Annotated in this window: 1 protein-coding gene; it reads left to right on the top strand. The window is 32.9% G+C overall.

What is annotated here, in order from left to right; translation table 11 throughout:
- The coding region (locus tag FVF61_RS14190) for a hypothetical protein (RefSeq protein WP_158635211.1) at window positions 1-431 on the top strand (431 nt) is incomplete at both ends.

The raw sequence follows: 431 nt of genomic DNA on the forward strand, positions 1-431 counted from the left end.
CAACATTAGTAAATAGTGTAGGACCAATCATGGCAAGTGATTATGAATTTTCTTCTTTAAGTGAAGGCACTTATACTGTTAATGTTAGTACTGAAGATGGATGTACACATACCGAAGATATTGAGATTATAGAACCACCATTATTAACAGCAACTTCAGCACTTACAAGTCCGTTAACTTGTATTGATGGTGAAATTATGGTTTACGCAAGTGGAGGAACACCACCTTATTATTATTTTGTAAATAGTACTACTGTTTTTCAAACATCTCCTATAATCACAGTATCTACACCAGGTATTTACAATATCACAGTTATAGATTTAAACAACTGTGAAGCTACAACATCTATAACAGTTGAAGCTTCTTTACCTCCTGATTTTACTATAAGTCAAACAAATATATTATGCGCAGGTGCATCAACAGGTTCAATA

The organism is Xanthomarina maritima (assembly GCF_008084905.1).
GTDB lineage: Bacteria > Bacteroidota > Bacteroidia > Flavobacteriales > Flavobacteriaceae > Xanthomarina > Xanthomarina maritima.